This window comes from Shewanella maritima, from assembly GCF_043643735.1.
GTDB lineage: Bacteria > Pseudomonadota > Gammaproteobacteria > Enterobacterales > Shewanellaceae > Shewanella > Shewanella maritima_A.
Genome location: NZ_JBHZSM010000012.1, coordinates 79,150 through 103,492 on the forward strand (window position 1 = coordinate 79,150; position 24,343 = coordinate 103,492).

Here is a 24,343-nt window from a genome sequence, read left to right on the forward strand (position 1 = left end):
TTGTTATTTATTGAGCTTTTGCGTCTCATTTTTCACGCACCTTACTGAAAACATGTATTTTTTGTTTAAAGGTGCTCGACGAATTTCACCCTTGTGTGGATTCCACCAAGCATAGGCTAGCGTTCGAGCAAAAGCCTTCTTTTCACTGACGTTAGTGGCGGTCCAGAACTCTGTATACTTGCCTTGTGCAATATACCAGTTACCAATTTTGACACCTGCGGGCGTGGCAAAGAATTGGTACTTGTTCACTAAAGACTGATCAAATGATTTGAATAAGGTATTAGGCTGAGCAGTTTTGATAGTATTGGCGATATCTTTGTCACCTCGCCAGCCCTCGCTGTTCACTGCATCTTCTTCAATACCAATGGTTCTTTCAAGCTGTTTCCAGTCTTCATCTGTCGCAACTCGCCATCCTACTGGACATAAATTATTTGGGTTGCTTACATCTTCCCAGCTATACACTCGACCATATTGGTTAAGTAAGGTTTCATCGTCATTTGGAATGAACCCGGTGTTGACTGGTGTACCGTCTTGAAATTGGGTACTTCTGAGATTTTCAGCTAACCAAGTTTGTAGGCCGATTTTTACCGTGCGATATTGGTTTCCTTGGGCATCGACCACGACTTCTGCAGGCTCAGCTTCGACAAGTTTGGCATGATTGATCGATTCTGTTGGCGTTAGCATAAGCACCCCTAATAAAAATGTGATTGTATTCATCTGTTTTAACCTTGGTATTAACCTTTGGCCAATCGTTAAATTGACCAATTAAATGCGGTTTGTTGTTCCGATAATGCCCATAACCTAGTTAGGGTATTTTTTTCCAACACAAAAGGGGCAAGATGACATTCGCCAACAGGGCCGCCAAAGTTCATCACGCCTGTTGGGCCATAATAAGCGCGTTGAGTTAACCCTGTTTGCGTGGCACACATCACCTCGGGGTAAGCGCCTTTTTCTGCCGTTTGGGCGAGCCCTAGTTTAACCATCAATGACCATGATAAGCGGGTTGCTAAGCTGGCGCTTTCTCGGATCAATGAAGTATTTGACGCGCCAGGGTGGCATACATAGACCTCAACGTGTTTACCTGCTGCGTTAATTTTGTCTTGTAACTCATAGGCAAACATCATTTGGGCAAGTTTGCTTTGGCTATAAACCTTGTTGGGATGATAGTTTTTGTCCCAGTTCATGTCGTTGAATTGGATGGTTTTCAACCCTAATTTATGTCCTTCACTGGCAACCACTACAATGCGACCTTGTGATGCTTCAATGCGCTCAAACAATAATCCTGATAATAAGAAGTGGCCGTAATGATTCACCCCTAATTGACTTTCAAAGCCATCTTTAGTGAACGATTGCTGGGCAACCTGAGCAATGGCACCATTACAAATCAGTGCATATATTATTGGTACTTTCGATAATATTTCATTCGCGGCAGTACGAATGGAAGTGAGAACAGCTAAATCCATGCTGACATAGCTCACGTTGGCCTGTTGCCCAAACTCGCTTTTGAGTTCATTTATTGCCGATTGAGATTTACTCGGATTGCGGTTGAGCATGACCACCGATGCGCCTTTTGAAAGTAAAAGGCGGCTTGCTTGAAAGCCCGCACCAGTATTCGCCCCTGTGATGAGGTAAGTTTTACTTGTTAGAGAGGTCAGTAAATCTGGTGTCCAACCCTTTGGGCCAAATTGGTTTTGCTGAGTCATGGTATGGCTTCCTATGATGGATTATTCGGTGCTTTGGCGAGTAATAACGTTAGACGAAATGGCTAAGCATTATTGACTGTTAAAACTTGATGAGTGAACTATATATGTCAATATGGTATATAAATAGGCGATATACTCGCTAAAACATGCCTAATTGTCTCAGTTGCTTGAGTGGTGTTGTTTGGCTTGTTAGCGTGTAAGTTCATTTTTTGATGGTGTAGTGATGATGAGTAAACAGCAGATCAAGCAGATAGTAGAGACTCAGGTGAATGACAGTGTCATGATAGAAACGGGCATCAAAGGTGTGCAATTGTTTAAGGTAACCGCCCCGATTGAATGTGCGCCAGCAGTGTATGAACCCTCGGTAACCGCATTAGTCAGCGGCAGCAAAGAAGCCATTGTTGACGGTAATAGGCATGAATATGACGCCAGCAAATACATTTGTTGTACCTTGTCTATGCCAATAGAAACTGGGACACCTGAGGCTTCGCCCGATAACCCTTTGCTTGGTGTCTACATTACCTTAGATACACGACTAATGACTGAACTTGTGATTGAAATGTCGCACTCTTCGTATCGCAATCGAGGTCTAAAAAATGGCATTCAAGCACAAGGTTTATCAACAGCAAGGTGGGATGATGCGTTTACTGATGCGTTATATCGACTATTGCAGCTCATTGATAAGCCGACTGACATTGCCATATTGGGGCAAAGCCGTTTACGTGAGCTTTACTATGCCATTTTAACTGGTGATTCTGGGGAATCTGTCAGGCGGACATTTGATGTGGGTAACGATATTGTCCGCTCTATTGAGTTTTTGTCTTCCAACCTGAAACAGCCAATTACTATTGACGATATGGCTAATCAAATTGGGATGAGCAGGGCAGTGTTCCATCGAAAATTTAAGCAGGCGACGAACATGTCGCCGATCCAATTCATTAAATCGATGCGATTGAATAAGGCGGCAATGAAAATTGCTGAAGGCATCAATGTGAATGTCGCGGCAATGGACGTGGGTTATGTGAGCTCTTCACAATTTAGCCGTGAATTTAAACGTATGTACGGCCAGTCCCCTAAGCAGTGGCGTCAAACCAAAACATTGGCAGCCCAAGCGTAATAATGAAGACATTTTATTTGCGATGAAATAATGACCACATCTGTGAACAGGGCAAAGTGCATGAAGCTGTTATGAGCTTATTCACGTAACTGTTTATAGTTGGTTATACTCATAACAGGCTAACAATTAACATATTAACTGTATTTGCTAATGGCACTAACCTAGTCAGATAATGAGTCAAGTGTCATTTTAAGGCTGAGTATCAGTATGAGGATAATGCGATGAATGTCAGTGAAATCATGACCCACAACCCTGTGTGTATTAGTGATCAAGCCAGTTTAAAAGACGCACATTTGTTGATGCAGACTCGTAATGTGCGTCATTTACCGGTAATTTCAGAAACCACTGGTGAGTTTGTTGGCCTACTAACCCATAAAAAAATGATTGCAACAGTGCTTACTACCTTGAATAAATATGGCCAAGGCGCGTTAGATCGAAAAGAGCGTTACCAGCCCATTGCTGAGATTATGGAAAATGATGCGCAGATACTCGGATTAGATGAGCCCTTAACGATTGTGGTGCAGTACTTTATTGATAATAAATTGGGCTGTTTACCGGTATTGGATGAGGATAATAAAGTGCTTGGTATTGTAACCTCATCAGATTTTGTCAAATTGTGCCAACGACTTTTGCTTGTTAAGGGTTAGGGGTAAGCGTTTTTACAGCGTGAATTTGTTTACCATCTCGTTGGTTAGAATACACCGCTTTTTTGTTAGGTGTATTACCCTATTTAGCCGATTAAATTCTGCTATTTGTATGATAAACAGCGTAATTGTGCGTTTTGTTCTTAGCATATGTCATCTCAGTAACCCCTTTTGTATTATCTGGGCTAACTATCAATAGCCTTACCTTTCCCAACGCAAATAATTGCTAAGTCATGTGTGTTCAGAGCTCACTGAACATGCATGTTGAACACGAATAGTTGGTTAAGGTTTTTAATCACAGAATAATACAATTATGGACACTAAATACTATTTAAAGATTGCACTTTTGCTGTCTATTCCATTGGCGGTTCTCGCCTTCCTTTTTATCCAGGCTGACTCTTGGCAAACCTTTGTTTCTTATTTTGTGATTGGTTCAGTCGTGCTTTTCGGCACCAAAATCATCAAGTTTATTTTCAATAAAATTAAAACCCTGATAACAGCAATATTGTCACGGTTTAACCCTTAAATGATCTGTAATCACAGCCATAAATATCAATTTTATAAACACGCCCATTTTTATAAACACGCACGGTCATGGGGCTTGGTAAAATCTAATTCAGGGCCTTTAGGTACCACGCCGGTTGGGTTTATGGTGCCATGACTTTGGTAATAATGCGCTTTGATATGTTGCATATTCACCGTCTCGGCTACATGTGGTACTTGGTAAAGGTCTTTTAAGTAATCCCAAAGGTTAGGGTAGTCGACTATTCGTTTGATATTGCATTTAAAGTGGCCGACATACACAGCATCAAATCTGACTAAAGTGGTGAATAAGCGCCAGTCAGCTTCGGAAATGGTATTGCCGGTTAAATAGCGTTGATTGGCTAAGCGCTGCTCTAGATTATCAAGCGCGTCAAACAGTTCAGCCACAGCCTCATCATAGGCTGCTTGGGTCGTTGCAAAGCCTGCGCGATATACACCGTTATTGATATTGGGGTAGATATACCCATTTAATTCGTCAATTTGAGCTTGTTTATCGGCGGGGTAAAAATCAATGGCACTCGCACCTATGTCGTCAAAAGCTTCATTAAACATGCGAATAATATCGGCAGACTCATTACTCACAATGGTTTGCGTGTGTTTATCCCACAATACCGGCACAGTGACACGACCTGAGTAATTGCTATCGGCTTTGGTGTATATCTGATGTAGAAATTGTGCTTGATGAATAGGATCTGCAATCACCCCATCAGCTGGGGCAAATGTCCACCCATTTTCTGCCATGTAACTGTTGACGACCGAAACAGATATCATCTCTTCTAGGCCTTTTAAGCTGCGATAAATCAATGTTCTGTGTGCCCAAGGGCAAGCCAGAGAAACATACAGGTGATAGCGGTTAGCTTCTGCTTTAAAGCCTGCATCACCACTTGGACCTGCACTACCGTCTTTGGTGATCCAGTGGCGAAAACTTGAGGACTTTCGGACAAATTTTCCACCTGTTGATTTGGTGTCATACCAATCGTCGTGCCACTTGCCTTCAATGAGTTGTCCCATAATGTCAGTCCTTATGTGTTGGTTTGATAATAAGTTAGGCAAAAAGCCCATTTTGATAATCTCTATAGGCTTGTAGCACTTCAGCTTGTGTGTTCATCACGAAAGGGCCGCCACGGGCAACGCTTTCATTTAATGGTTTACCTGCAATGAGTAACACTCTTGCTGAATCCGAGGTGCTAATTTCCACTTGAGAAGAGTCAAAATTACTACTCTTACTGAGTATGCCAATTTGCTGCTGAGCTAAGGTTTGTTGACGATTCTCACTATCAGTCACGTGAATTTCACCGTTAACCACATAGATAAAAGCATTGTGCTCAGCTGATAGAGGTTGTTGTAGGCTGGTATTGGCTACTAAAGTGATATCCATATAAGTGGGTTCAGTATAGCGGTTGGTGACTGGGCCAACTGTTCCCTTTGCTGTGGTGCCAGCAATCACTCTTATGCTTGAGCCATTCAGATGGCGTTCAACAGGTGTATTTTCTGGTGGAAATTCTTGATAATCAGGCGCAATCATTTTGGCATGTTTCGGCAAGTTTACCCAAAGCTGAAAGCCCTGCATTCGACCAAAATCTTGCTCTGGCATTTCAGAATGAAGCACGCCTTTTCCTGCTGTCATCCATTGCACTCCGCCAGGAGTCACTACACCTTCGTGGCCTGCACTGTCTTTGTGTCGCATTTTACCGTGCAGCATATAAGTGACAGTTTCAAATCCGCGATGAGGGTGGGTAGGGAAGCCGCCGATATAATCTGCTGCATCGTCACTTTCAAAACAATCCAGTAACAAAAATGGATCCAGCATATTGATATATTGATTACCAATAATTCGAGTGAGCTTAACGCCATCACCATCCGATGTAGCTTGCCCAGAGTGCACCGCAACAAGGTGTCGATTAACTATTTTTTGCATGACGAACTCCTACCCTTTACTGATGAATTTGTTAGAAGTACTTGGAAACGGGTTATTGAGCCTCTTGCTTTTTGATGTGGCGTGTTGCTCTGTTATCGAGTGAGTAAGCACCAGCACCTTGTGCAACCAGCAATAAAAAAGCACCAGTAATGGCAAGATTTTTCATAAAGCTGATTATGTCTGTTGTGTTACTAAAATCAGCATGGAACAGCACTGCTGATAGGAAGGTGAAACCCGCTAAGCCAAAGGCGGCAATTTTGGTTTTCCAACCCAATATGATGGCGATGCCACCGACTATTTCTGTGATTATCACTATCGGTAGTAGTATGCCCGGCACGCCCATTGCGTCCATGTAACCTTGAGTCGCTTCAAATTCACCGAGTTTGTTCACACCTGACATGACAAAAATTAGTGATAGTAAAAAGCGGCCAATCGGGGCTGAAAGTTGTTGAATTGCGAACATGGGTATCTCCGTTTAAATAAGCTAAATGCAATGACAGTTTCAATGACTATTTCAATAGCAATGATGCTACCTGTTGATGGAAACGTGATAAACATTGATAATGAGCAATGATAGTTCTCAAAATGAGAACAATAGGTTTTGAGAACTTTTGGTTGTTAGGCTGATAGTTCATTAGAACAATACCACTGGGCTGTATTGCTTTAATGGCTCGAAGAACTAATTCCGTGATGGGGAATGAAGGTGACATGGGACAGTTAGAAAGTATTCGTATTTTTATCACCGTGGTTGAAACCGGCAGTATTACTAAAGCTTCAGAGCGATTAGGGATTGCTAAGTCGGCTGTAAGTAAACGTTTAGGTGAGCTGGAATCCCAATTGGGTGTGAAACTGATTAACCGTACAACACGCAGCTCAAGTTTAACCGAGGCTGGGCATCGCTACTTTAATAAAAGTAAGTTAATTGCCGAAGAGTTGGATGAGCTGAATGCGCAGTTGAGTCAATCGCAACAGCAGCTAAGTGGCCGGTTGAAAATTTCTGCTCCACTTTCGTTCGGTATCGAACACCTCACTCCGGCGTTAGATAAGTTCTGTCAGCTTCACCCTCGATTAAAGCTGGAGATCGATTTTTCTGACAAGCGAGTCAATTTAGTTGAAGATGGTATTGATCTCGCACTGCGTATTGGAGTGTTAGATGATTCATCGTTAAAGGCTAAAGCCATTACGACTATTCGGCATCTGTTATGCGCAAGCCCAGTTTATTTAGAAAAGCACCCCCCTATAGAGTCACCTGCTGATATCCAGCAGCATCAGTTCTTAAAGTACAACCAATTCTCTTCTTCAGGCATTCCATTTATAGCGCCTGATAACACAACCTATCTTGCGCCAATCAATGTGCATCTAGTGGCTAATAATGGTGATTTTTTAAAAGACATGGCCATTGCAGGTCATGGCATTACTATTCAGCCGACATTTATCATTTGGCGGGCATTAAATAGTGGAAAATTAGTGCCTTTGTTGCCAGATTATCAATTACATGAAACTAAGGCCTATGTTGTGTACCCCTCAACCCGATATTTACCACAAAAAAGCCGTTTATTAATTGATTTCTTAGTCGATTACTTTGGTGACACGCCTTATTGGGATCAGGCGATATCATCGCATAGTAACCTAAGTGGGTGATGATAAAGCAGCATGAAATCAACAAACTCACCAAGTGACTGAGCAGTTACAAGTGATTTATTGCACGTAAGTTAAAGATAACTGCTGGCAATGATTGAGCAATATGCCGACATTGCCTAAAATAGGCCTAATATTTTTATCATTGGACAAAACCATGACGGATACAAGCAAGCCTGCACTACCAGATCGCCTTTCAATTAACCCACGTAGCCCGCATCATATTGCTGAAATTTTTCAGCACGATATTGGTATCAAAGTGAATGATAAAGAACGTTTTGATGTAGAAGAGTATTGCGTGAGTGAAGGCTGGGTGAAAATTCCTTCACCAAAAGCGTTAGACCGTCGTGGTCAGCCGTTATTAATGACAGTAAAAGGCACTGTAGAAGCTTTCTATAAGTAACCTTATCTAGCTTAATGCGCTATAGTTAATACATTAAGTTATTATATTTATTGAATAAAAGCCATTCGTTATGAATGGCTTTTTGTCAGTGACGCCTTTGGCCTAACTTAAGTTCAGCTGTTTTTACTTTAATTCTTTTGCGTTAACTATTAGTGGCTAGCTTTAGTTTTAACAGCATTTAAGTGTGTTTTGCAAAACTCACCATTTAAAATAGACGCCAGTGGCCCATCACAGTGCTTGATAACGATGTCATCTTCAGCACGTCTGTTATCACAGGTTTCGCTAAAATCTTTTTGAAAAAACTCAATAGTTTCCTCATCACTGTTCATTCTATTTTCGTGATAAGCACTCATTTCATTGGATTTAGCAATGATATCATTCAACTCTTTGATACGTGCTTCCGACAGTTCATCTCTATGCTTGAGTAATTCTGACAAAGCTTGGTTGCCTTGCATGGCAAAGTTCCTTCCATCTATGAAGTGTGATGAATGATCTTGTTGTTTATCCTTTAAGCGCTGTTCTAACATTATGCACAGTCGAAAGTGATACTCGTCCATGACTTCCACATTACCTGTAGTCATGTTGGCTGTTGGGTTGTTGTCAGTAGCTTGGGCTAAAACCTGTGGTGTCAGCAATATTGTGCACAAAATTGACAGTCTAATTACAATGCTTTGAACGAGTCTGCTAAATCGGCGAAATTTGTTCATATTTTCACTCCTTTTATCGCCACTAATAAATGAAATCAGTACACCTGTAATGAGCAATAATCTGCATTCACGGCATGTGTTTTGACGCCTAACCAAGCCGAATATCATTACGGAGTACTTATTAGTAAATCATAGCGAGTTACTTGGTATAAAAGCTTGATCTAGCTCTTATTTGAATCAAGTGTTGCAATGATGTTGCTAGTGGCGGGGTGAGGAGTCGCACGATAGGAGTATGCTGGCTTTGAATCTGTTAATACTTATAAATGATCTTTTAAATGAAGCTGGAAATTGATATCAGCTGATGTCGTAAAATGATTAAAAAGCCATTCGTTATGAATGGCTTTTTTTATCGCTAATAAAACTTGAAGCGTGTCTACGCCTGTGGTTTTAAAACTTACATTGAACGCTTATTGAGTAGCGTTACCCCATACGTTCACATGTCATTTTGTCATCATCGTTTTAGAACAATTTGTTACCCGCTAAGTCTTCAACAATGCCTGAATTGAGATTGATATAGAAGTGGTCAGCAGGTTGTGCTTTACGGAATTGATGGTACATACGTGCCAATGAAGCAAATCGCGTTTTTAACGTTGATAAGTCAAATTCATCAATTTTGATACTGCCACCACTGGCTGGGTTTTGGTCGACATAATCAGTTTCCCAATTAATATTGTCTAAGTCGCCATCGGCATCATTGGCGGCGAATAGGTCCATTGCCACATATATAGGCGTCATTAATTGGTAAGTGACATCTTCGAAGGCCAGCTCATCGCCGTTTCGTTGATACAAACTGGTTAAGCAAACCGTGTTAAAGCCAAGGGAGATAAAGTGGTCGCGGCTGAGTGAGTAATCCGAAATGTGGCTATCTACAATTGCTAACGCTGCTGTCATTTGTGATGATAAATTGAAGTCGTCAAACAGTGCAATGATGTCATTGTTGCTGGCGGTTTCAGTCATTGACTCAAGAGCCAATAAAGCCTGCTGATTTGAGAGTTCTGCATCGAGCGCAGATAATGCCATTAGCCAGTAAAGTGGTGTTTTCAGCTCGAAAAGTGTTGAGATATCGGCTCCCCAGCCATTTTTTAGACGCATATTCATTAATACATCTAAGTGGCGGAACATAAAGTCACGATAGTCAGTTGCTTCAAGCATTTGCTTCCAAAGCACAGCTTCACCTACCCATTCACGGTGCTCTAATTCTTGTTGGTAATATGGGAATAGTGCATCAAAGTCTTTCACTTGTGTCAGTGTTTTTGTTTCAACTTCAAATAAGCTTGCTGTATGACACGTCACGAGTTTGTAGGAAGGCGTATAAGCGGCTAAAGAGGGCGCTTGAATGTTTACCAAGGTGCCTTTTTTACTATGATGTACCGCTGTGTCGTTGACATGAATATGGCCCCCAAAATGTACCTTTACACCTGTTTCAATGACTTGCTCAGCAGTATCTGTTGAAGGAACGCGAGTGTTGTTATACGAACCATCGTTGAAGACATAGTAAAAATCATTAGCACTGCTATTTAAGTATTCAGTCGCAGGGTAATGGCTGAATACAACCAAGGTTTTACCTAGCTGCTCTGCTCTAGAAGTGACATCCGTTAACCAATCCATGACTTGTGGCTTGTAGTGCTTTCCTTCTTCCCAACCAACTGATGCATGACTCCAATTACCGTCTTCATCAGGCAAGTAAACGTTCATATCGACAGATACAATCCACAGTCCTTCAATGGGTTCAGCTAAGTATGACGCGTCAGGACACCAGTATTCAGTACCGCCTTCTTCTTTGGCTATCATCAAGCCACGCTTGTCAAACTCATCGCTACCCCATGGTGTTTCATAGTAAAAGTAAGATGGTTTATTTTGGAAACCGTACTCACCCAGTACTTCAAACATTTCTTGGTAACCCGTGCCCCACATGCCTTGGGTAACGTGCTGTGATATGACAACATTTCCAGGGGTAAAACCACGGTTCTCATCACTGGTGACTTCTACACTTGCACCTGTGTGATGTAGGAATCGCTTGGTTTCATCACGACCGTAGGGTCTAACTGGGTCGTGGTTACCATTGGTGATGAAAAACTCAAATTGATACTTTTCAATGAATGGTTGAACAACTCGATTAAACCCTTTTAGGGTGTCTACTTGGCCATCATCTGAAAAGTCGCCTAATAGACAGATGTATTTAACACCTTGCTCGCCAAGCTCTTCTAATGCCGAAATAAATGCAAAGTAGTTCTCGTTAAACATGCGAGTAGATTCACATGAGTCTTGCATGCTGCGGATTGTCACTTCGCTGTGATAGTTTGCGAACTCATAGTCACCAAATACATCGTGAAAATGCACATCTGCAAGCATGGCTACTTGAACGCCTGAAATATCAGGTTTCTCAGGACTTGAGCTATCACTGTTACACGCTGAAAGGATAGGAGCCGCAGTGGCAACGGTGGCGACTTTCATGCTGCCACCAAGGAAAGAGCGTCGAGAAATATCTTTATTCAGTTTCATTGTCTTTGGTTCCGCTTCAGTTACAAAATAATCTTGGGAAACCGAACCTTATTTTGCTGATATTTCACTTTGGTTAAACTTAAAATAAAAAATACTATTTCGAGGGTTTTTATCTATTTATTAACTGTTTAGATTGAATTTGTTTACTTGGTATCAACCGCGTGGGTCAATTTTTTTAAAGCTTGTTCTATAAGCGGAACAATTAAACTATCTCATTAGCAGTGGCGGTAAATTTGGCAAAGTTGTCATACTCGTGCTGGTGTTTTGCCGGAATAGGGTGGCTGTAAACAATCGCTGCCGCTGAGATGTATCAATTAAATCCCGCTTTACTTTTCTTCAAGTTAGATAGCTGTAAAATCCGCGCCTTGTTGATTTTATTCATTCTTTTTAGTCGCGAAAACCATGATTGATTTTGCTTTACTGCCTTTGTACTTAACCACTGTGATAGCGCTATTGCTGATCCCAGGCCCTGATATGTTGCTGATTGCCAGCTCGAGTTTAAGCTACGGCCGTAAAGTGGGCGTATACGCTAGCTTTGGTAATGCGACTTCAGGCGTGATTTTGACCTTGCTTGCCGCCATGGGAGTCTCTGCATTAGTGGCCATGAACCCACTTGCCTTAGATATATTACGTATATTGGGCGGCGCTTATTTGTTGAAAATGGGATGGGACTGCTTAAGAGCAGAAGCGGCAAGTGCCCCTGATGTGCAGCAACAGGACAATCTTGCAAAGCTGCTTTATAAGCGTGCAGTGTTCAGTAACTTGCTCAACCCTAAGGCCTTAGTGTTTTTTGTATTGTTTCTACCGCAATTTGTATCGACCCAATTAACGGCAAGCTCTGGTGAACAAATGTTAGCACTTGGCTTATTGCTTAATGTGATGGGGCTTATATTCAACTTATTGCTGGTGGTGTTAGTGGGCAGTTTAGGCCGGCCATTATTGCAAAACACGCGCTTTAGGCAGAATCAAAATAAGTTTATGGGGATTATTTTCATGGTGTTAGCTGTGTGGTTGCTTTCATCTCAACTCGTCGTCTAATTTCTTTTTAAACTACAACGAGTAGCACGAAGGTATCTCTATACGTCGATTAACGCGAGGTGAAAGCGATAATCGACGTAGTGTTCTACACAGTGCAAGCTTTAGGCCGCTTGAGTTACCTTGACCTCAGTGTATTGTGATGGATTTTGTAGTTGATTACACTCAATGTAATTCATTAAGTATTCGGCATCTTTCCATACGCCACCTAATGTAGCCGAGCCACGCGTATATAACCAAGGTAGACCGATGAAATACAAGCCTTCAATATCGTTGCTCACGCCACGGTAGTTACTTGGGTAATTCATTTCATCAAATGAAATACCATCAATCCAGAAGAAGTTTGGTTTAAACCCCGTTGCCCAAATGATGTTTTTAATCGAGCTAACAGTGCCTTTTTGGAAAGTGATGCTGTGCTGGTCGGCAGACAAGGTTCTGCCCATATGAGTGACATTGGTTTTGGCTAATAACGATTTAACGTCAGTGCCAATTACGGGCTGAACACCTTTGCTCAGCCATTTACCTATTCTGCTGTAACGGTTAACACTCAAAAAGCCTATTTTGCTAAACCACCACCATAAGGTTTTACCGAGAAATGTCTGTGGAATGGCTTTGATCTTGTCACTGCCAGAAAAATACACATTAGCGCCGGTATCAGCTATCTCAGATAAAATCTGTACACCAGAGTCGCCAGCGCCGACAACTAAACAATCACCAGTTTGTAATTGGCTTGGGTTTTTATAGTTTTCACTATGAATTTGAATAATGTCTTCGGCGATATCCGTGTGACATGCTGGGGTGAAAGGCGTATGAAACGGCCCAGTGGCTACAATGACCTGCTTGGCTTGGTATTGGGCGGTGTTACTGGTGATTTCAAATACACCATTCACCTTTTTAATGGAGATGATCTTCTGGTTAAATTCAATTGGGATGGCAAACTTTTCCACGTATTGTTTTAAGTAATCAGCCACTTGGTATTTATTCGGATAAAAGCCTTTTGGAAAAGGGAACGGCATACTCGGTAAATGGTTATATTCGGTTGGGGTAAATAAGGTTAATGAATCCCAGCGCTTTAACCACGGCGCACCAATAGCGTCATTAGCGTCGAGGATCAGATAATCTTTGTTGTGTTGGGTTAAGTTGTACGCCATGGAGAGTCCAGACTGTCCTGCACCGATGATGATAAAATCTTTCATTAAACCCAACTACTGATGATTGTGTGATGTGGCGCACATTCTACCAGAGTTCGCTACTGAATAGTGGGCTAGCACAAAACTATACATCTTTGGCCTGTAAACTCTGCAGCACTGAAAAGCTTGATATGAAAAGCTGCACAAGTAAAGAATCCACCTTCTGAATAAGGTGGCTTTCATTCAGCCCCCTAAAAGGGGGCGTTTCAGTTATTTTGTAGCCTCAGTAGCATCTATGAGTAATGATATTTAAAGCCGTTGAAAACATGGATGTTTTCGTCGAGCCCACAGGGATGTGCTTGCTGCGTGCTTTAAATATCATTGCATAGCTGAATCAACCTCAAGCTGGCATGCCATACAAACAAAGATACAGGCAAACCCTAATTGATGATAACCACCTACTGAAGTAGGTGGTTTAGGGCTGAAAATAATAAGGCCATATCCAGTAAATGAAAGATCAATAATGAACAATAGATATATGGCCTTGTGACTATTTAAAGCGACTTTAGGGCGTTTTATTTCAATGCTGCAATTTCTTGCTTTACCGCTTCAACAACAGATTTAGGGTGAGATAAGTGCTGTGAGTGGTCAATGAAGATAGCGTTATCATCGACAACCATAATCAGTGCGGGGAAATGTTGAGTTCCAATAATTTGTTGGATCTCACAGATATCATTGAGCGCCTGCTCTGCATCAATACTTAATTCTGCTTTGAACACTTTATTAGACGGCGACAGCTTAAATCGCTCAATAATTGATTTAAAGTCACGCTTATCATTGAGCGGGTTGCCATCAACAAAGTGAGCATGTTGCAGCGCATTAAGCACATCCAATTGTTTTTCTGGTTGTTTGTCTTGCAACCAACTCATGAAGTTAGCGGTTTTGATTGAGTCTTTAGCTTGGCTGATTGCGGATATATAACCTTTGCTCACAGGCACATCGCTATTGTCAGTGACCGCAGAGACCTGCTCGGCACTAGCACCGTCTTTGCCAATATAATGGGCGCAGTGCAGTAAATTGAGTGTCATTTTCGGAAATGCTTGATGTAAGGCATTGACCACTTGGGTGGTCGCATAGCTCCATGGACAATGAGAGTCGTAAATAAAATATAGCTCGGTAGACATAGATAAACGGTGTTCCAATTCAGATAGGGCAATCCTAATCAGTTTAGCGGTGAGATTCAATTATTAGCGGCTAAATTGATAACTGACAAACGTTAAGACGGCGTACTGTAAAGCCTGTCTGCCAAAGATGCACAAGATTGCTCGCCTACTGCCTTGATGTCGATAACAGCGGTGTTAACAGGGAGATGAGGTTGTAAATCAATCATGACAGAGGATTTATTCACTCAATAGTCAACATAAGCCTGACATGCTAGGTTAAGCATGCCTTAACTAAAATGACAATAATAAACGTTGCATTGCCGTTCATGTCTGATGGTCATTTCCCTAAACGCTATTTTAGCGAGAGACGATATATTTTGAACGTGGTGGCAGCGGAGAAAAGGATTTAATTATGAAATGCCCTTTAGGCCATCAATCTTCAGACGCCACAACGTCTGCAGGTTCAGAGCCCGAAAACGCGAACTTTCGTCCTCTTGAAGATTCCATTCATACTAATTTTAACGATGACATGTCTTATGGCGATTACCTTAAGCTAGAAAAGGTATTGTCAGCGCAGCAGCCTTTGTCATCAGAACATGATGAAATGCTGTTTATTGTTATTCATCAAGCCAGTGAATTATGGTTAAAGTTAGCTGGGCATGAGCTTAGTTGCGCCGTTGAAAATATTAAAAGCGGCGACTTTGGTCATGCGTTCAAAGTAATTTCCCGTGTAAAACAAATCCTCAATCAACTGACCCAATCTTGGGCGATTTTGGCGACGTTGACCCCTGTTGACTACTTGAAATTTCGAGATGCATTAGGGCATTCATCTGGGTTTCAGTCATATGGCTATCGTAAAATAGAATTCTTATTGGGTAACAAAAATGCTGACTTGTTAGCAGTGCATCAGAGTAATCCGGCGGTTCATCAAGAGCTATCAGACATTCTTAACGCACCAAGCTTGTATGATGTATCACTACAGGCACTTAAGCAAAAAGGTTTACTTAGTGATGAAGCAGTGCTTGCGCGAGATGTGAGTCAGCCATATCAAATGCAGCAAAGTGTATTGGATGCTTGGATTAAAGTTTATCAAGATGCCGATAGTCATTTTGAGTTATATGAACTGGCTGAAAAGCTAGTGGATATAGAAGACAGTTTCCAGCAGTGGCGCTTTAAACACATGTATACAGTGCAACGTATCATAGGTAACAAATCAGGTACGGGAGGCTCATCTGGCGTGGCATTTTTGAAAAAGTCACTGGATATTAGCTTTTTCCCTGAGCTGTTCGAGCTGCGTACTCATCTTTAATTAGCTGACGATTGAATCTTTAAGAGAACTGTTATGACGACATTTAACGCCCAAGCACTGCAATCTCACTATCAAGCATTTAAAGTCAGTGAGCGCATTTTATTATCTGGCCACTCACACCAAGCTTGGCCTGATGTGGCTAAACAAGGTGTGTTGCAAAGCTATGATGATGCTGCAAAACACATTGATGAGAAATGGGGATTAGCTTTAGCAAAAGCAGACCAAGTTCGTGATTTTTACCGAGGTTTATTGGGTGAAAAACACGCTCAAATTGCGCTGGGCTCATCAACCCATGAATTGATCTTACGCTTCTTATCAGATCTCGATTATTTTAAGCAAAGCCCAAAGCGGCCATTAAAAATAGTCACTACCGATGGCGAGTTTCATTCACTGCGTCGTCAATTACAGCGCTTACAAGAGCTTAATTGTCATATCGAGGTTGTGCCAGTACAGCCGAGCGAGACATTAGCGCAGCGAGTCATTGATAAGTTAGATAGCGACACTGATGCTGTCATGTTATCAGCGGTGTTCTTCAATTCTAGCGAAATATTTTATGATGTTAGTCAGGTCGCTGCCGCCGCTAAATCACTGAATGTACCTTGCCTTGTTGATGCTTATCATGCACTGAATGTAGTGCCGTTTAATCTAGCCACATGGCAATTGGAATCTGCATTTGTGGTAGCTGGTGGCTATAAGTATTGTCAGGCGGGTGAGGGCAACTGCATGATGCGCATACCTGCTGATTATCAGGGCAGTCCGATTATCACAGGTTGGTACGCTGAATTTGATGTGTTAGACCAAGCACCGGGGAAAGTGGGTTATGGTCAAGGGCAGTCTGCATTTGCTGGCTCTACGTACGATCCTACCAGCCATTACCGCGCAGTTGCCGTGTTTGATTTCTTTAATCAGCAGCAATTAACTGACATCCAGCTACGTGAGATTAATCAACAACAAATTGGCCGGTTGTGGCAGGGAATTGCAAGCTTGAATGCGCCATCAGATGCTGCGAGCTTACAGTTGCCAAGTCATGAGTTGAGTCATAACGGCGGATTCCTATCTTTGACCACACCTCAAGCGGCAAATTGGGTAAAACGCCTCGGTGGGCATAATGTGTTGTGTGATAGCCGCGGCGATCAATTACGTTTAGGCAGTGCGCCTTATGTTACAAATACTCAAATCGATGAAGCGCTAAATATTATTGAGCATTTGCAACATACATTTTAAGGCAATGACTTAGCTTTACACTTCAATGGGCGCGTCGGGATCTGGCGCGCGCATTCTATCCCACCATTGCTCATTTGCCACAATTTGACCTTGTTCATCTATTGCAGGATACGGAATTTTTTTGCGACGACAGGCTTTGGCGTAAATTGGGTGTCCCTGCTCAAACAGCAGAGTTTGGCAGTATTGTTCATCAAGTTTGCGAGTGCCATACATGCCCGCTAGCTGACGTTGTCGTTGTGCTTCATACATGATTAGCGCACCCGCCACTGATACATTCAGTGATTGCACCATGCCTATCATGGGAATAATGATGTGTTGATCGGCGCCAGCAACGGCCTCTGGACTCACTCCGTCTCTCTCATTACCTAACAAGATAGCTGTGGGCTTAGTGTAATCAATCTCTCTAAAGTCGACAGCTGAGTCTGAAAATGTGGTTGCCAGGATTTGCATGTCTTGTGATTTTAAAGCCTGTTTAGCTTCTGCAAAATTAGCATGGCGCTTAGTACTTACCCATTGCTGACTACCCGATGCGGTATTACCTGATAGCCACATTTCATGATCAGGCCAAATGGCGTGAATCTGGTGGATCCCTACGCTATCGGCTGTGCGAACCACCGCAGCAACATTATTGGCTTTATGGACCTGATCGAGACAAAGGGTTAAATCAACTTGGCGATTATCGAGCATCTGATTGATGCGTGCAAAACGTTCTGGGCTCATGTCAGTTCTTAATAGCAAAAGGTCAAACGGGTTTGTGGATCACAAACATTCAATAAGGGCGTGATTATAGCGCCAAATGACACGTAAACTCGACAGTTAACTCAGTGTAGATTGTGATAATCAATCATCTTGTCACGATAATCTTTGGTCATACACATTGTGTAGAGACTAATGGGTCATTACTTAGCAAGAAAGATAAGCTTAGTTACCTTAAAAAAGATGGTGATTGGCATACTTTATAGCCATTTTTGAAAATATTTGACTGGTACGATGTCTAGCTGTTCGCGTAAAAAACGACAATAAAATTATTCATACGTTTGTTTGAATACTATGCTTTGTTGTATGTATCGCGCTTTCGGTGTTTTAATCCAGCGTTTGAAATGCGGTCATTTACTGAACAGGTGTTCGCCAAAATCCTATAGGAGAGCTTGATTTATGGTCACTGCATGGCTGGATATTATGCCCTAGCAATGGCAAGTTAAGTTTAAATCTAAAGTTATTACTCTATATGCAATGGGATCTGTGTGGTGTCTTTGGACTGTTATTTTTTGCAGCTTACCAATGACATTAATTCAATTAACCTACTAAGTTGCGCGGGGATATGGAGTAATAACCAATGAGCTGTTGCAAGTTGTGGTTTAGCTAGGTGTTTTAGAAGGTGCTTTAGTACAGCACTTTTACTCGACACTTTTAACACAAAGCCTTTATCACAATCACAAAGTAATGCAGCAGTATCAAGGGTGGAGGGATCAGCTTTACTTCACTGTGATCACATAAAAAAGGACATAATAACAATATGGATTACCGTCTTCCTTTAGTGCAGATGCAGCATAATGTTGCCTCTCACCCAGATAAAATCTGGCTTCATCAACCTGTTAATCGCAAATGGCACACTTACACATGGGCAGAAGTGGATGTTCAGGCGCGTAAAATTGCCCAAGGGCTGTTTGACCAAGGGTTAACCCAAGGTGACAAAGTCGCCATTATTGCTAAAAACTCTGCTGAGTGGTTCATTTTAGATATGGCACTCATGATGGCTGGGATGGTTAGCGTGCCTATTTACCCAACGGCTTGTGCCAATAATATTGGGCATGTGTTGAGCCATAGTCAGGCGAAAGCGATTTTCATCGGTAAACTCGATAGCACAGATGCAATTGCCAAAGCCATGCCTGATGACATACTGTCCATCGCATTCCCTTATCCTACTTTGGCTTGTCAGCAACAATGGCAAGACTGGATCGGTAAATACGAACCCATCAATGAATTACATCAAGCTCAAGCCGATGACATTTTCTCTTTGATTTACACGTCAGGAAGTACTGGTTTAGCGAAAGGTGTGGTGATTAGTCATAAAAACGTGGCCGCTTCAGCCAGCAGCGCAGCACGTTTAATGTCAGGTGGTATTCAACAAAGGCTAATGTCATATCTGCCTCTAGCGCATGTGACAGAGCGCTGCGTGATTGAACTACCTTCACTGTACCAGTCTGCTGACATTTACTTTGTTGAATCACTAGATAGTTTTATTGATGATGTGAGATACGCAGAACCAACCAGTTTTATTTCAGTACCTAGACTATGGACTAAATTCCAGTCGCAAATTCTTGCCACTATTCCTAATCGTAGATTACAGCGTATTTTAAAAGTCCCGTTGTTAGGTAAATTTGTTGCAAAGAAAATCCGCACTAAATTGGGACTCCATAAAGCGAGTTTATTTGGCTCTGGCAGTGCACCTATTTCGCCAGAAGTGTTGCGTTGGTATCACAAAATTGGCATCAGTTTAGGCGAAGGCTGGGGAATGACAGAAACAGCAGGACTTTCTTGCTCAAATATTCCTTTTGACCTTGACCATATCGGCACCATTGGTACGCCGCAAGATTGTGTTGAAATGAGCTTGTCTGAGCAAGGTGAGATACTCGTAAGGGGCGAGGCGGTATTTTCTGGTTACTATAAAAATCCGGAAGCAACAGAAGCTGCATTTGTGGATGGCTGGTTCAGAACGGGTGATAAGGCCGAAATCCTTGATGATGGTTCATGGAAAATTATTGGTCGAGTGAAAGAACAATTTAAAACCAGCAAAGGTAAGTACGTAGCCCCTGTACCCATTGAGTCTGATCTTGGCCGTAATCCAGACATTGAGCAAGTGTGTGTGATGGGCAGTGGCCGTTCTCAGCCCATTGCCATCGTTGTATTAGGAGAAGGTGCATCGAATGATGAGGCTGAACTAAAAGTGCAATTACAAGAGACATTGACTGAAGTTAATAGTGAGCTTGAAGCACATCAGCGTCTTGATCATTTGATTATTGTTGATGAGCCTTGGAGCACCGAAAACGGGCTATTAACGCCAACACTTAAACTGAAGCGTGAGCAGATTGAAGCGCGCTTCAATCATTTATTAACGGCACGCTTCAAGGATCCGCTCGTTTGGGAGTCAAAGCATGTCGCTTAAATAGCTAACCAAGGTTCAAATGAAAAAGACCTGTGATTACATTGAGTATTGGCAGGTCTTTTTTATGGCGATTATTAGCGACTATTCCATTCACAAAAGGCTACAGCTTTTCTCGGCATTATTTTATACGTCGACATAACTGCTTGAGTTTGTTGTTACTGATTTAGTGTCTAATCCATTGACTGGTAGAGACATTCAGTGAGGCATGTTGTTTACCGTTTTGACTGATTAAATCAATGATACCAATGTCGGAGTTGTAACGCGTTGCGCGCCAGCCGAACTTTTCAGTAGCCCGTTTTAACAACTCTGCAGATCTTGGAATATGATGTACTGCAGCTTGCAGTAAATATGGATCTAATTCTGTTCGGATATAAGGCGGGTAGATAGGTGTATCGAAATCAATCTTAGCGTATATATTACCTTGCTCATCAGTCGTAATATCAACAATTTGATACACGCATTCTTTATAAGTGTCGATTCGCCACGTGCCATTACTGCTTTCATGGCCAGATAGAATAACCACAACATAGCCTGGTTTACCGCGTTTAATTGACTGAATATGACGATAGCGCTCTGCTTGACCCAGTCGTTTGTCACCATTATTTAAGTAAACCAATCCATGTTTGTTTTTGACTTCCTCATCCCAAATACGCAAGAACACAGAGTCTTGATTCTCAGCCCCCCAAGACCATTGAACATTGCTCAGTGGCGCTCGAAGATTTTCGCTAAAGAAAACAGACATAGGTTTGGTATTACTATTCATCATCTTCCTCTTGTTGCGTTAGTGGCTTACCACAGCCTAAACAGTTTGGTTGTAAGTTAGGTGGCAAAGTAATGATTAAACTGCAATGAGGGCATAGGTCGCCTTGGTTTAGCATCTTCTTTACACTCCAACTCATGTTGTTCGCCTGATTTAGCAAAGCATTGAATAAACCAATACATAGGTATGTACAGGTGTATATTTCGGTGCAATTGTACAGGTGTATATCTTTGTGTCAATTTTATGGTTGAGGTCATCATAATATTTGAGATCTTAGTAACACATTAACTAAAGTTGACCTATTCAATATCAATTAGTACTGACCAAATCTTGCTAGTTTTTATTTATAAATTAACGGGGTGTATTGAATTGGTTAGGGGGGCTTGTCAAAGGTACTTTAGCGTGAAAGTGGATAAGTGCTTACTGTGTACTTTAGATCTCATTGTGTAGTTGGAGGAGTCTGAAACGAGTATGCCAAGCAAAATTGACGTGTCAGGCAAAGCCTATTTGATGATAACCACTTAGCAAAGTGATTTAGGGCTGAAAACAAAAATGCCAACCTAGGTGGTTGGCACTTTTAGTTAACGCTGAGAGGTTAGATTACCAAATGCGCACACGTTGATCTTCTGGAAGATATAACTTGTCACCTGGTTTTACATCAAATGCTTTGTACCACGCGTCATGGTTGCGCGGTGCTAATGCACGGTAGCGACCTGGTGCATGCGTACCAGCACGTAACTGGCTAAGCATGCTTTGCTCGGTGCGTTTTTCTTTCCATACTTGTGCCCAAGCTAGGAAGAAGCGTTGGTCGCCTGTTAAGCCATCAATAACAGGGGCTTCTTTTCCATTTAGGCTAAGCTGGTATGCATGGTAAGCCATTGCTAGTCCACCTACATCACCAATATTTTCGCCTAAGCTATTGCGACCATTCACAAAGTTATCTGGGATTGGCTCATACTTGCTGTACTGGGCTGCTAGCATATCGGCTTTTGCTTCAAATGCTGAGCGGTCTTGATCAGTCCACCAATTACGCTGGATACCATTGGCATCTGATTTTGAGCCTTGGTCATCAAAACCATGACCCATTTCATGGCCAATCACTGCACCGATGCCGCCATAGTTCACTGCTGGATCAGCATTTGGGTCGAAAAATGGTGGTTGCAGAATCGCTGCTGGGAATACAATTTCATTAAATGAACTGTTGTAGTAAGCATTAACGCGTTGTGGTGTCATGCCCCAACGATTGCGGTCAGTTTTTTGTAGCTCTTTTGCAACGCTATCTGCGTGGAAGAACTGACGTAAATTGTGGATGTTGCCAAGTAAGTCTTTGTTCGTTAGCTCAAGTCCGTCGAGCCCTTGCCATACATCAGGGTAGCCAATTTTCGGGTTGAAAGCGGCTAACTTAGCTCGGGCATTGACTTTGGTTTCATCACCCATCCAATCTAAACCATCAATACGTTGACCTAATGCCGTGCGTAAGTTTTCAACCAATTCAGCCATTTGCTTCTTAGAAGTCTCAGGGAAGTAGCGTGATACGTAGACTTTACCGATAGCAAACCCTAACGATTGCGTACCCGACATTTCTGATACTGCGCGCTTCCAACGAGGACGAGGTTCTTCTTGACCACTTAAGGTTTTGCCAAAGAACGCAAAGTTAGTGTTATACACTTCTTCAGGTAAGTAACCGGCGTTATTACTGATTGTGTGGAAAGTCAGGTAGTCCTGCCATACAGAAAGTGGCTCACTGTTAACTAAGGCAATCATGGCATTGATTGGCTCAGGTTGAGTCATGTTAACTTGTGGTAGTTGGTAACCTGTTTGCTCGATAAATAGGTCCCAATTGAAGTCAGGGTATGACTTAGCTAAATCACCGCGTGCAATTTGGTTAAGAGTTAAATCGCGGTTACGACGTTTTTCACGTGGCCATTGACCTTGAGCAATCTTAGTTTCTAAATCAACAATCGCTTTTGCACGTGCTTGACCATCTTCAATACCAGCATATTTCAGCATTTCAGCAATATGTTCAACATATGCGGTTCTAATATTTGCAAAACGCTCACTTTCTTCAAGGTAGTACGAACGGTCTGGTAAACCTAAACCACTGGCACCTAATGACATTTCATACTTGTTCGGGTCAAGACGGTTAAACCACATGCCGCCAGCAATAGGTGAAGATGCACCTGTTAGCCATGCTTGACCAAATACCTTAGTTAAATCGTCAGTAGATTTGATGGCATTAATATCATCTAAAGTGGGTTTGATTGGTGATAAACCTAACTTGTTGATGGTTTCAACATCCATGTATGCATGATAAAAGTCAGCAATAAGTTGTTCTTCAGCATTTAAATCACTGCGACTGGTGATGTCATCAATAATCTCTTTAACTTGTTTTTCACTGCGCTCAGCTAATGCATTAAATGCACCGTAGCGAGTTTTGTCGGCTGGCATTTTAAAATTGTCATACCAAGTACCACTTGCATACATGAAGAAGTCGTCGCCAGGCTTAACCGCTTCGTTGCGTGCGCTGAGATCAATACCAAAGCTGCCAAGTTCTGCTTTGCCAGAGGTGACAGCCTGCTGAGTTTCATTTTGAGTTTGTGCCACATCAGAAGTACCACATGCACTCAAAAAACTTGAGGCTAGGGCGATGGCTATTAGTGATTTTTTCATTGTTATGGGGTCCTTGCATCCTTGAAGTGTGCTTTATATTGACAATATAAGGGGGTTATTCATCAACAATAAGCAAAGTGTACAGAATCTACATTTATAATTTTTAAGTGATTTATATTGTTAGACCTGAAAAAAAAGTCAACTTTTTAATTGTAACGACATGCTAGATTTCAATTGCATACCAACCTTGATGGTGGGTTTGGTGCTGAGTTTTGCCGGGTGATATTAACTATTACTGGCAAATTATCACGACTCTTTAAGTCATAACCTAGTTGTGATTATGCCATGATTAGCAGTTAGGATTGTAATGATAAACAAGCGAAAATAGTGGCTATTTTCGCTTGGGGAGAGGTGCAGTGTCGCCTAGATGAAAGTATTTGCTAATTTCAACTAAATATTTTGCGTCACATTAAGGCAATTAGCTTGCTTGTGATTGACTTATCACCGGTAAGTGAGTGGTGATTAGGCAAATAAGTCATCACCCACGGCTCGTTGCAATTGCTGCCTTTCGAGTAGTGCTTCGAGACGCTTTTTTACTTGTTTACGCTGTTGTAGTTCAGCCGCTTTTTGTTTGTTGGTGGGCTGAGTAAATGCTGCGATTTCGGCATCATTTGGAACCATGTCGAGTAATTGAGCCATAACGAATTCCTCATAATTGAGTATCCATTTTCTTGCTCGTCACTTCTTGCTACTGATTAGCTGGTAAGAAAG

The 24,343-nt window shown here is 42.0% G+C and carries 22 protein-coding genes; 8 read left to right on the top strand and 14 right to left on the bottom strand.

The genetic code is table 11. The annotated features are described in order from the left end of the window. Positions 1 to 3: 3 nt before the first annotated feature. The gene (locus ACHUGF_RS13350) at positions 4 to 717 is read right to left on the bottom strand and encodes a fibrobacter succinogenes major paralogous domain-containing protein (protein WP_394131900.1); all 714 of its coding nucleotides are present in this window, start codon (positions 715 to 717) and stop codon (positions 4 to 6) included. A 35-nt stretch (positions 718 to 752) separates the two neighbouring features. After that, positions 753 to 1,703 (bottom strand): SDR family oxidoreductase, encoded by a 951-nt coding sequence (locus ACHUGF_RS13355; protein WP_394131902.1) that lies wholly within the window; start codon positions 1,701 to 1,703, stop codon positions 753 to 755. Positions 1,704 to 1,929: 226 nt separating this feature from the next. Between ACHUGF_RS13355 and ACHUGF_RS13360 the strand changes: the two genes are divergently transcribed. Both ACHUGF_RS13360 and ACHUGF_RS13365 read left to right on the top strand, forming a co-directional pair. Continuing rightward, a complete protein-coding gene (locus ACHUGF_RS13360) occupies positions 1,930 to 2,820 on the top strand; it encodes an AraC family transcriptional regulator (RefSeq protein ID WP_394131990.1) in 891 nt (296 codons plus the stop codon). Positions 2,821 to 3,041: 221 nt separating this feature from the next. Continuing rightward, entirely contained in the window at positions 3,042 to 3,467 is a 426-nt protein-coding gene (locus ACHUGF_RS13365; RefSeq protein WP_394131904.1) for a CBS domain-containing protein, read from the top strand. A 573-nt stretch (positions 3,468 to 4,040) separates the two neighbouring features. Here ACHUGF_RS13365 and ACHUGF_RS13370 read toward each other — a convergent pair. Genes ACHUGF_RS13370 through ACHUGF_RS13380 form a run of 3 tightly spaced genes read right to left on the bottom strand, consistent with a single transcriptional unit; the run spans position 4,041 to position 6,388 of the window. After that, the gene (locus ACHUGF_RS13370) at positions 4,041 to 5,018 is read right to left on the bottom strand and encodes a glutathione S-transferase family protein (protein ID WP_394131906.1); all 978 of its coding nucleotides are present in this window, start codon (positions 5,016 to 5,018) and stop codon (positions 4,041 to 4,043) included. A gap of 34 nt (positions 5,019 to 5,052) precedes the next feature. Then, positions 5,053 to 5,925, bottom strand: a complete 873-nt coding sequence (locus ACHUGF_RS13375; RefSeq protein WP_394131908.1) for a pirin family protein — start codon at positions 5,923 to 5,925, stop codon at positions 5,053 to 5,055. 52 nt (positions 5,926 to 5,977) lie between these two features. After that, positions 5,978 to 6,388 (bottom strand): DoxX family protein, encoded by a 411-nt coding sequence (locus ACHUGF_RS13380; protein ID WP_394131910.1) that lies wholly within the window; start codon positions 6,386 to 6,388, stop codon positions 5,978 to 5,980. A 203-nt stretch (positions 6,389 to 6,591) separates the two neighbouring features. Between ACHUGF_RS13380 and ACHUGF_RS13385 the strand changes: the two genes are divergently transcribed. After that, on the top strand, positions 6,592 to 7,566 hold the full coding sequence (locus ACHUGF_RS13385; RefSeq protein ID WP_394131912.1) for a LysR family transcriptional regulator: 975 nt from the start codon (positions 6,592 to 6,594) through the stop codon (positions 7,564 to 7,566). A gap of 154 nt (positions 7,567 to 7,720) precedes the next feature. Then, on the top strand, positions 7,721 to 7,966 hold the full coding sequence (locus ACHUGF_RS13390; protein WP_394131914.1) for a DUF3297 family protein: 246 nt from the start codon (positions 7,721 to 7,723) through the stop codon (positions 7,964 to 7,966). A 149-nt stretch (positions 7,967 to 8,115) separates the two neighbouring features. On the opposite strand, the gene ACHUGF_RS13395 is transcribed toward ACHUGF_RS13390, so the two are convergent. Next, on the bottom strand, positions 8,116 to 8,673 hold the full coding sequence (locus ACHUGF_RS13395) for a hypothetical protein (protein WP_394131916.1): 558 nt from the start codon (positions 8,671 to 8,673) through the stop codon (positions 8,116 to 8,118). A gap of 459 nt (positions 8,674 to 9,132) precedes the next feature. Continuing rightward, positions 9,133 to 11,175: a metallophosphoesterase gene (locus ACHUGF_RS13400; RefSeq protein ID WP_394131918.1), complete on the bottom strand. Its 2,043-nt coding sequence runs from the start codon at positions 11,173 to 11,175 to the stop codon at positions 9,133 to 9,135. Between the two features lie 402 nt (positions 11,176 to 11,577). Between ACHUGF_RS13400 and ACHUGF_RS13405 the strand changes: the two genes are divergently transcribed. Continuing rightward, the gene (locus ACHUGF_RS13405) at positions 11,578 to 12,213 is read left to right on the top strand and encodes a LysE family translocator (RefSeq protein ID WP_394131920.1); all 636 of its coding nucleotides are present in this window, start codon (positions 11,578 to 11,580) and stop codon (positions 12,211 to 12,213) included. A gap of 101 nt (positions 12,214 to 12,314) precedes the next feature. Here ACHUGF_RS13405 and ACHUGF_RS13410 read toward each other — a convergent pair whose 3' ends face one another. Then, positions 12,315 to 13,406, bottom strand: coding sequence for a flavin-containing monooxygenase (locus ACHUGF_RS13410; protein ID WP_394131922.1), 1,092 nt, complete (start codon positions 13,404 to 13,406; stop codon positions 12,315 to 12,317). Positions 13,407 to 13,915: 509 nt separating this feature from the next. Next, entirely contained in the window at positions 13,916 to 14,524 is a 609-nt protein-coding gene (locus tag ACHUGF_RS13415) for a protein-disulfide isomerase (protein WP_394131992.1), read from the bottom strand. A 391-nt stretch (positions 14,525 to 14,915) separates the two neighbouring features. Between ACHUGF_RS13415 and kynA the strand changes: the two genes are divergently transcribed. Next, positions 14,916 to 15,812 (top strand): tryptophan 2,3-dioxygenase, encoded by an 897-nt coding sequence (gene kynA / locus ACHUGF_RS13420; RefSeq protein WP_394131924.1) that lies wholly within the window; start codon positions 14,916 to 14,918, stop codon positions 15,810 to 15,812. Positions 15,813 to 15,845: 33 nt separating this feature from the next. Beyond that, positions 15,846 to 17,036 (top strand): aminotransferase class V-fold PLP-dependent enzyme, encoded by a 1,191-nt coding sequence (locus ACHUGF_RS13425; RefSeq protein ID WP_394131926.1) that lies wholly within the window; start codon positions 15,846 to 15,848, stop codon positions 17,034 to 17,036. Positions 17,037 to 17,051: 15 nt separating this feature from the next. Here ACHUGF_RS13425 and trmH read toward each other — a convergent pair whose 3' ends face one another. Continuing rightward, complete coding sequence (gene trmH, locus ACHUGF_RS13430) at positions 17,052 to 17,756, bottom strand: tRNA (guanosine(18)-2'-O)-methyltransferase TrmH (protein ID WP_394131928.1); 705 nt, start codon at positions 17,754 to 17,756, stop codon at positions 17,052 to 17,054. Positions 17,757 to 18,552: 796 nt separating this feature from the next. Here trmH and ACHUGF_RS13435 point away from each other — a divergent pair. Further along, positions 18,553 to 20,202, top strand: a complete 1,650-nt coding sequence (locus ACHUGF_RS13435) for an AMP-binding protein (protein WP_394131930.1) — start codon at positions 18,553 to 18,555, stop codon at positions 20,200 to 20,202. A 163-nt stretch (positions 20,203 to 20,365) separates the two neighbouring features. Here the strand turns inward: ACHUGF_RS13435 and ACHUGF_RS13440 are convergent, their stop codons facing one another. The 4 genes from ACHUGF_RS13440 to ACHUGF_RS13455 all read right to left on the bottom strand — a co-directional run bounded on the left by ACHUGF_RS13440 (position 20,366) and on the right by ACHUGF_RS13455 (position 24,271). Continuing rightward, positions 20,366 to 20,965 (bottom strand): hypothetical protein, encoded by a 600-nt coding sequence (locus tag ACHUGF_RS13440; RefSeq protein ID WP_394131932.1) that lies wholly within the window; start codon positions 20,963 to 20,965, stop codon positions 20,366 to 20,368. Further along, the gene (locus ACHUGF_RS13445; protein ID WP_394131934.1) at positions 20,958 to 21,101 is read right to left on the bottom strand and encodes a hypothetical protein; all 144 of its coding nucleotides are present in this window, start codon (positions 21,099 to 21,101) and stop codon (positions 20,958 to 20,960) included. Before ACHUGF_RS13445 ends, ACHUGF_RS13440 begins: the two co-directional genes overlap by 8 nt. Before the next feature lie 461 nt (positions 21,102 to 21,562). Beyond that, entirely contained in the window at positions 21,563 to 23,632 is a 2,070-nt protein-coding gene (locus ACHUGF_RS13450) for a M13 family metallopeptidase (RefSeq protein ID WP_394131935.1), read from the bottom strand. 462 nt (positions 23,633 to 24,094) lie between these two features. After that, entirely contained in the window at positions 24,095 to 24,271 is a 177-nt protein-coding gene (locus tag ACHUGF_RS13455; RefSeq protein ID WP_394131937.1) for a PA3496 family putative envelope integrity protein, read from the bottom strand. Positions 24,272 to 24,343 lie beyond the last annotated feature (72 nt).